This window comes from Ruthenibacterium sp., from assembly GCF_017421385.1.
GTDB classification, from domain to species: domain Bacteria; phylum Bacillota; class Clostridia; order Oscillospirales; family Ruminococcaceae; genus Ruthenibacterium; species Ruthenibacterium lactatiformans.
Map to the genome: position 1 here is coordinate 1 of NZ_JAFOIN010000115.1, position 7,449 is coordinate 7,449.

Consider the following 7,449-nt stretch of genomic DNA (forward strand, 5'->3'; position numbering starts at 1 on the left):
CCCCCCGCCTGCCTGGGCTGCGCCGTGCGCCGCCCTGCCGGGCGCGCGCGGGAAATATCAATATCACGGGGTCCTCGCTGTCTGTTCAAATCGTGTACCTCCGGTGTCTTTCACTTTCCGGGGCGTCCCGAAAGCCGCCCTTCCCTTGCAGGCGCACGGCTCCGCCGCAGCCCGTGCCCGGAGCACGGCCGTAAAAACCGCTCATTTCCGGGGCTCCTCTGCACCCACGGCTTCCACGTCGCCCATGGTGCTCATCTCGGCGCCTGCCGCACCGCCTGTGGTGGGCCATTCCGGCGTGCCGATGTCCGCGGCGGCAATGGGGTCGTCCGCCGGGCGGAAATATTCATTCAAAAGCGCGGCGGTCTCCTCTTTGGCCGTCACCACAACGCTGTGCTCGCCCGCATAGAGCTGGCCCGACCCGTAGACCGGGAGCCTGCCGATGGAAATATCCGCGCTGTCCATGCCGCTCACCTCAATGGCAATGCTCATCAGCTCCAGCGTGGAAATATCCGTTTTGATATACTTCTGCGCCACGGGCAGCAGCTTAACGATGTCGCCCACAGACGCCGTTTTGAGGCGGCGGAACAAGCCTGCATAGAACTGCCGCTGCATCACGAGACGGTCAAGGTCCGAGCGGGGCAGGCCCTGCCGGTAGCGCAGGAAAAATTCGCAGTCGCCGCCCAGCAGCGTGCGCCAGCCCTGCAGAAGCTCGCCCTCCAAAGCGCCCGTCTTTTCGTTGTAATACCGCATATTCTGCGGCACATAGACCTCCACGCCGCCAAAAGCGTCCACCATTTCCGTCAATGCATCCATATCGATGGTGACATAATCGTCGATGGGCAGCCCGAAATTCGTTTCGATGTACGTTTTCACCGCACCCAGGCCGTTTCCGTCCCCAATGTCCACATTTTTGGCCAGGATGCCGTTGATCTTGCCTGCGGCGCCGCCCGCCTCCCCCACAAACACATCCCGGGGGATCTGCAGCATGGTCATGGAATGGGCGTTTCCGTCCAGGCGGACATATAAGATCATATCCGTATTTGGATGCTTTTCGTCACGGGCAACAGGGCCCTCCGCCTCGTAATCCAGCCCCAGCACCAGAAGGTTGCGCACGCCCGCGAAATCCGGCGGGACAATGCTGGGTTCCGCACTGGTGCTGACGGGGGACGAAACATCGTCAAAGCTGCCCAGGTCACTGCGGTCGATCAGGCTGTCCACATACAGGTACGCGCCGCCTGCCAGGGCCGCAAGTACCAGCAGTACGGCGAGCGCCGCGATACCGGCTCTGCGCCGGCCTGTCCGTTTGCCGCGCGCTCCGGCAGGCCGGGTTCCTGCTTGTCCCCCCGCACCGGCATGCGCTTTCGCGCCGCCGGGCCGCGCAGACGATGCGCGCGCTGTGCCGTGCTGCTTTTGCGCGTCCTGCTGTCCCGCGTGTTCTCCCGCCCCATGAGGGGCCGGCTGCGCGCCCTGCGGCGCCGGGGCCGCTCCCTTTTTCGGGCGGGCGCGGGTGATATCGATCTCACGGTTCTCCTGCGGTCTGCTCACTGGTCCTACCTCCGTAATACCGCGCGCGCAAATCCGCGTAGGCAAGGAGGGATTCCTCGTCCACGGGCTTGCCCCCGGCCTTGAGCCATGCAATGGAAAGGCCGAGCCCCTCGATGGCGGTGCGGTCCAGGTCCGCCAGCGCGTGGCGCCGCAGCTGCTCCGCCTCGGGATAGGTGCGCTCGTAGCTTGCCATGTCGGCAAGGTAGATGATTTTATCCAGCTTCGTCATGCCGGGCCTTCCGGTGGTATGGCAGCGGATGGCGGAGAGGATCTCCCCGTCGTCCACGCCGTACTGCGTCTGTGCAAGGATCGCTGCGGCCGCGCCGTGCCACACCGGGGCGGGGCGCTGGGCTGCATTACCAGCTATTATAGCATTTTCTGTAAATATCTGCAATAATCTGTCCCGCGGCAGCTCCTTTGCGATATCGTGCAGCAGCGCGGCCAGCGCTGCTTTCTTTTCGTCCGCGCCGTGGGCCTTCGCCAGCTTCACGGCCAGCTTGCGCACATTGCAGGTGTGCTCATACCGCTTTGGGGAAAGATTTTTCTTTGCAAGGCGTTTCGCCTCGTCCACGGAAATCAAAATCAGGTCGCCTCGATTCGCGCCCGCAGCGGCCCGGCCGAAGCGTGCGCTTCAAATGTCCTGCAGCCGGGCGCGTCAGGCCTCCCCGGCCGCGGGCGTATAAAGATGGTGCCGCGCAATGTACGCCGCCACGCTTTCGGGCACAAGGCCGTCCAACGGCCTGCCCTTTGCCGCCAGCGCGCGCACCTCGGTGGAGGACACGGGAAACACGGGCGCTTTGGCAAACAGCACCGTGCCGCCCTCGGCCGCAAGCCCGGCCGCGTATTCCCGCACCGGAGCCGCGTCCTCGCCCGTGCGCAGGTGCGCCACAAGAACGACGCGGCGCAGCAGCTCCCTGTACGCCGCCCAGTTGCGGAACCAGAGCAGCATATCGCTGCCCATGGGAAAATAAAGCTGTGCGCCGGGATACCGCGCGTTCATCTGCCGCACGGTATCAATGGTATAGCTTTTGCCGCCGCGCGCGATCTCCGTGGTATCCAGCACCAGCTCCGGAAACAGCGGGCGGAAGCACTCGCACATGGCGAGACGGTGGGCGGCGGATGTGCCGCCCGCGCGCTTATGGGGCGGCGTACCCGCCGGCTCCACCAGCACAAGGTCCGGCCGCACCGCTTCGATGGCCCCGGCCAGCAGCGTCATATGGCCGTTGTGGGGCGGGTCGAACGTGCCGCCGAACAGAATGATCTTCTGCGGTCCCATGGCTCGCCCCTATCTTATTTCAGCAGATCGGCATATTTGCTTTCCTTTTGCTTCTGCTTGTACAGCACAAATTTGGAGCCGATGGCCTGTACGCAGTCGCTGCCCGTTCTCTCGGCCAGGATGGCGGCGGCTTCCTTTGCAGAATAGGCGCTGTTTTCCAGCACCTTCATTTTGATGAGCTCCCGCGCGGCGAGGCAGTCCGCCGTGCTTTTCACCAGAGCGTCGTCGATCTCGCCCTTGCCCACCTGGAACACGACGTCGAGGCCGTTGGCCTGTGCGCGCAGGATCGCGCGCTGTTTGCTTGTCAACATATACTTTATCCCTTTTCTGTATCAGATTTGCAGCGAACGGTTCACGACTTGCCGCGCGCGTGTTGGAAAAGCCCGGCGCGCCCGGCATTTACGCGTCAGCCCTCCGCCTTGTCCGCCACCGTGATGCATGCGTTCCCGCACGTCATGCCGATGACGCTCCCATCCGCAAGGAAACGCGCCAGCTCTGCTTCCATGCGCTCCATGGCGCGGCCCCGGTGGCTGATGGCGTCTTTTTCCGCGGCCGAAAGCTCGGCGTAGGAGCGGCCCTGCGTGTTTTCCGCCGTTCCCCCGCCGCCCGGCACGCCCACCTCGTCCGGGATGAACAGCGGGTCGTACCCAAAGCCGTTCGTCCCTCTGCGCACAAAGCCCACGCGGCCCGGGCACACGCCCTCAAACACGGCGCAGCGCCCGCCGGGCAGGCACACGCAGATGCTGCTGACGAACCGCGCGGCCCGTTTTCCCTCGGGCACGCCCGCCAGTTCCTCTAGCAGTTTGTCGTTGTTGGCCTCGTCGTCGCCGTGGCGGCCGCAGTAGCGCGCGGAATACACGCCCGGCGCGCCGTCCAGCGCGTCCACGCACAGGCCGGAATCGTCCGCGATGGTGGCTGTGCCCGCAGCCTCGCAGATGGCCCGGGCCTTGATGCACGCGTTTTCGGCAAACGTTGTGCCGTTCTCCTCGGGCTCCAGCGTCACGCCGGCCTCGCGCTGGCTCCGGACGGTGTGGCCCATGCGCTCCAGAATGCGGCACATCTCGGCCATCTTTCCGGGATTGTTGGTCGCTGCAATGAATTCCATGCTCCGTCCTCCCTCATTCCTCGCGCAGGAACAGCGCGTCCACAAAAGCGTCCGGGTCGAATTCCATCAGGTCGTCCATGCCCTCGCCCACGCCCACAAAGCGCACGGGCAGGCCCAGCTTCGCCTTGATGCTGATGACCGCGCCGCCCTTGGCCGTGCCGTCCAGCTTCGTGAGCACGATGCCCGTGGCCCCGGCCGCGTCGATAAACTGGCTGGCCTGGCTGATGGCGTTCTGCCCCGTGATGGCGTCCAGAACCAGCAGCGTCTCCACGCTGGCGGTGCCGCATGCCTTGTGCACCACACGGCTGATTTTGGAAAGCTCGTCCATCAGGTTCTTTTTGTTGTGCAGGCGGCCCGCGGTGTCGCAGATGACCATGTCGTAGCCCCGGGCGGCGGCGCTCTGCACCGCGTCGAAAAGAACGGCGGCGGGGTCCGCCCCTTCATTGTGCTTCACGACAGGCACGTCCGCGCGTTCGGCCCAAACGCACAGCTGCTCGGCGGCAGCGGCACGGAAGGTGTCGCCTGCGGCCAGCATCACGCGCTTGCCCTGCTGCTTGTACAGATGAGCCAGCTTTGCGATGGAGGTCGTTTTTCCCACGCCGTTGACGCCGATGACCAGCACCACCGCGGGCCTGCCGGAAAGCTGCATCTCCCCGTCGGCGCGCAGCATCTCGCGGATGATGCCCTTGAGGGCCTCCAGCGCGTCCGCGCCTGTCTTGAGGTGCTTGCGGCGCACCTCCTGGCGCAGCTCCTCCACCAGCCGCATGGCCACATCCGCGCCCGTATCCGCCAGGATGAGCTGCTCCTCCAGGTCGTCGTACAGCTCGTCGGTGATCTCGCCCGCATTCACAAGGCCCGCGATGGAGCCGAAGATGGAATCCCGCGTTTTGCGCAGTCCCTCGCCCAGTTTTTCAAAAAAGCCCAATCGTATCCACTCCGTTCATAAATATCCGCAAGGATTGCCCCGCTCCGTCAGGAAACAAGGCTCGCGTCCACATGCTCCAGGTCCAGCTTGAGCACCTTGGACACGCCGTCCTCCTGCATCGTCACACCGTACAGCACGTCGGCCTCTTCCATGGTGCCGCGGCGGTGGGTGATGACGATGAACTGTGTCTCGCTTGAAATGCGCCGCAGATACTGTGCAAAGCGCGTGACGTTCACGTCGTCCAGCGCGGCCTCGATCTCGTCCAGCACACAGAAGGGCGCGGGATTCACACCGAAAATGGCGAAATAAATGGAGATGGCCACCAGCGCCTGTTCGCCGCCCGACAGCGCCGACAGGTTGCGGATGATCTTGCCCGGAGGCGCCACCTCGATGCTGATGCCGCTGCCCAACACATCGGCCTCGTCCTCCAGATACAGCCGCGCCGTGCCGCCGCCGAACAGCTCGGCAAAAATACGGCCGAAGTTGCGGTTGATGGCCGCAAAGCTCTCGCTGAACATGGCGCGCATCTCGTCCGAAAGGCCCGCGATGAGCTTTTGCAGCTCGGCCTTGCTGGTTTCCACATCGCCCACCTGGGCGCGCAGGAACTCGTACCGCTGGCTTACCTCGGCATATTCCTCGATGGCGCTCACGTTCACATTGCCCAGAGCCTTGATTTTGCCGCGCACCTCGGACACCTGGCGGCGCAGCTCGGCCCCGCTCTCAAACGGCACGCACAGCTCCTGCGCGGCGGAGAGCGTCAGCTCGTATTCTTCCCAGAGCTTTGCCACCGTCTGCTCGTACTCGGCGTCCTTCTGCTCCTTCTGCTCGGTCAGGCGGGCGATCTCACGTCCCAGCGCCTCGCGCTCGTCCGTGATCTTGCGCACCCGCGCCGTCTGCTGGGTGATGCCGCCTTCCTTTTCCATGCGGCGGCGCACCGCTCCGGCCTTGGCCTCTTCCCGCTTTTCGATCTCGTTCCGGCTGCCCGCAATGGCTGCGCGGATGGTCTCGATCTGCGCGGCGCGCTCGGCGTTCTGGGCCGTCAGCGTCTCGATGTTTGCGGCAAGCTGTCTTGCCCGCGCGTCGCTCTCATCCGTGCGGCTCTCCAGCTGGACAATGGCCGCGCGGTGGCTCTCGATATCCTTTTGAGCGGCCAGCGCCTTCAATTTCAAGTCGGAAAGCTCGTCCGCAAGGCGCGTGCGCGTTTCCAGGAAGGTGTCGTCGCTGCCGGAGATGGCGCGCAGCTCCTCCTCCAGCGCGGCGCTGTCCCGTGTAAGCACCTCCATCTCGGCGGCGGCGTCCGCCCCCGCCTTTTCGCTCGCCGCGATCTGCGCGGCAAGCTGGGCGCGCTCGGCGGAAAGCATTTCCCCCGCGGCCCGCGCCTGGGACAGCGCGGCGGCGATGCGCCCGCTTTCCACCTCGCCGCGGATCTTGTCGCCCCCCGCGGTGATGGCCTCGCTCTCGGTGGCGGTCAGCTCGGCGGAAAGCGCGTCCACCTCAGCCTTCGCCCTGTCGGTTTTTTCCTCCGCGGCGTCCCGCTGCTTTTCCAGCGCCTCCACCTTTTTCTTCAGCTCGTCGATCTCCTGCTTGCGGCTGAACAGCCCGGCGGAGCGGGAAACGCTGCCGCCCGTGAACGAGCCGCCCGCGTTGACGACCTGGCCGTCCACCGTCACCACACGGTTGCGGTAATCCAGCGCGCGGGCCGTGCGCGACGCCTCGTTGATGTCGTCCACCACGACGATGCGTCCCAGCAGGCTGGAAACGATATTTGCATATTTTTCGTCATACGTCACAAGGCTGCTGGCCAGCACCGCGCCCTCGGGCAAACGGCCGTTGAAGCTGCCGGGCTTGACGGTGTCCAGCGGCAAAAATGTGGCGCGCCCCGCGCGCTCGTCCCGCAAAAAGGCCATGGCCGCCTTGGCCGCCGTCTCGTTTTCCACAACGATGTTCTGCAAAGCAAAGCCCAGCGCCGTTTCAATGGCCACCTCGTACCCCGGCTTGACGGAAAGGATGGTGGACACCGGCCCTGTGATCCCGCGCAGACGGCGGTTCGCCGCCGCCTTCATCACGGCCTTGACGCTGCTCTGGAAGCCGTCCATATTGCGCTCCAGATCCTTCAGCATGGCGATGCGCTGCCGGGCGGCCTCGATGGCGCGCAGGAGCTTCTGTTCGTTCTCGTCCGCCTGCGCCAGCGCGCCGCGGCGGCTTTCCACCTTGAGCGTCAGGCCGCCCTTGATGTTCTCAAGCCGTGTCAGCCGCTCCACCGCGTCCTGCAGAAAAGCGTCCGTCTCTGCCTTCTGCTCCTCCAGGTCCCGCGTCAGGGCGGCGTTGGCCGCGCCCTCGCTCTCGGCGGCGGCAAGGCGTTTTTTTGCCGCCTCAACCGACGACGCCGCGCCCGCGGCCGCGACCTTTAAATCCGTAATGCGCGCGGCCATGGCGTTCAGCCGGCCCGTTACCACGCCGCGCCGCTCGCCGGAAGCCGCGCTCCTGTTCTGCAGCTCCTCCAGCAGGGCTTCCAGCTCCCCGGTGCGCGCGGCGTATGCGGCCGCCTGCCGCTCGCAGGCGGCGATGCCCTCGCCGTGGCCCCGCACCTCGGCGGCG

General features: G+C 65.4%; 7 protein-coding genes. All 7 read right to left on the minus strand.

The window, feature by feature from the left end; all coding sequences use genetic code 11:
• Positions 1 to 201: 201 nt before the first annotated feature.
• Positions 202 to 1,545: an LCP family protein gene (locus IIY41_RS13175; protein ID WP_009322487.1), complete on the minus strand. Its 1,344-nt coding sequence runs from the start codon at positions 1,543 to 1,545 to the stop codon at positions 202 to 204.
• The gene (yqeK, locus tag IIY41_RS13180; RefSeq protein WP_242853482.1) at positions 1,520 to 2,116 is read right to left on the minus strand and encodes a bis(5'-nucleosyl)-tetraphosphatase (symmetrical) YqeK; all 597 of its coding nucleotides are present in this window, start codon (positions 2,114 to 2,116) and stop codon (positions 1,520 to 1,522) included. Before yqeK ends, IIY41_RS13175 begins: the two co-directional genes overlap by 26 nt.
• An 84-nt stretch (positions 2,117 to 2,200) precedes the next feature.
• Complete coding sequence (gene nadD / locus IIY41_RS13185; protein WP_009322485.1) at positions 2,201 to 2,821, minus strand: nicotinate (nicotinamide) nucleotide adenylyltransferase; 621 nt, start codon at positions 2,819 to 2,821, stop codon at positions 2,201 to 2,203.
• A 14-nt stretch (positions 2,822 to 2,835) separates the two neighbouring features.
• Positions 2,836 to 3,132 (minus strand): YhbY family RNA-binding protein, encoded by a 297-nt coding sequence (locus IIY41_RS13190; RefSeq protein WP_009322484.1) that lies wholly within the window; start codon positions 3,130 to 3,132, stop codon positions 2,836 to 2,838.
• A 95-nt stretch (positions 3,133 to 3,227) separates the two neighbouring features.
• Positions 3,228 to 3,926 (minus strand): RdgB/HAM1 family non-canonical purine NTP pyrophosphatase, encoded by a 699-nt coding sequence (rdgB, locus tag IIY41_RS13195; RefSeq protein ID WP_058722991.1) that lies wholly within the window; start codon positions 3,924 to 3,926, stop codon positions 3,228 to 3,230.
• Positions 3,927 to 3,939: 13 nt separating this feature from the next.
• Positions 3,940 to 4,851: a signal recognition particle-docking protein FtsY gene (ftsY, locus tag IIY41_RS13200; protein WP_050005425.1), complete on the minus strand. Its 912-nt coding sequence runs from the start codon at positions 4,849 to 4,851 to the stop codon at positions 3,940 to 3,942.
• A gap of 47 nt (positions 4,852 to 4,898) precedes the next feature.
• The coding region (gene smc, locus IIY41_RS13205; RefSeq protein WP_287401126.1) for a chromosome segregation protein SMC at positions 4,899 to 7,449 on the minus strand (2,551 nt) is incomplete at its 5' end.

Excerpts from the sequence above, each read along its gene's own strand:
- nadD (WP_009322485.1), bottom strand. The coding sequence starts at position 2,821 with ATGGGACCGCAGAAGATCATTCTGTTCGGCGGCACGTTCGACCCGCCC.
- IIY41_RS13190 (WP_009322484.1), bottom strand. The coding sequence starts at position 3,132 with ATGTTGACAAGCAAACAGCGCGCGATCCTGCGCGCACAGGCCAACGGC.
- rdgB (WP_058722991.1), bottom strand. The coding sequence starts at position 3,926 with ATGGAATTCATTGCAGCGACCAACAATCCCGGAAAGATGGCCGAGATG.